Source organism: Sedimentibacter sp. B4 (assembly GCF_000309315.1).
GTDB classification, from domain to species: Bacteria; Bacillota; Clostridia; order Tissierellales; family Sedimentibacteraceae; genus Sedimentibacter; species Sedimentibacter saalensis.
Map to the genome: position 1 here is coordinate 1 of NZ_CANG01000712.1, position 254 is coordinate 254.

1 protein-coding gene is annotated in these 254 nt (G+C 68.5%); it reads left to right on the plus strand.

The window, feature by feature from the left end; translation table 11 throughout:
* Positions 1-254 (plus strand): hypothetical protein (locus BN358_RS26860; RefSeq protein ID WP_198018473.1); only part of this gene is annotated, 254 nt, incomplete at both ends.

Consider the following 254-nt stretch of genomic DNA (forward strand, 5'->3'; position numbering starts at 1 on the left):
GGGACCTGGTCCGACCTCCCGTGGATCACCACCGATGGGTCGCACCGGATCGCGTACAGCCCCGACAGCGACGGCGAGGTCGTGATCCACGAGCTGTCCGGAGTCGGGACGTCCCCGGCCCGCCTGCTCGGCCTGATCGCGCCGACGTCGCTGAACAATGCGCCGAGCTCGGCGTCCTGGAAGCCGGAGATCGACGCGACCAAGGCACTCGAAGCCGGCACGCTCACGATCACGGACAGCAGCAACACGTGTTC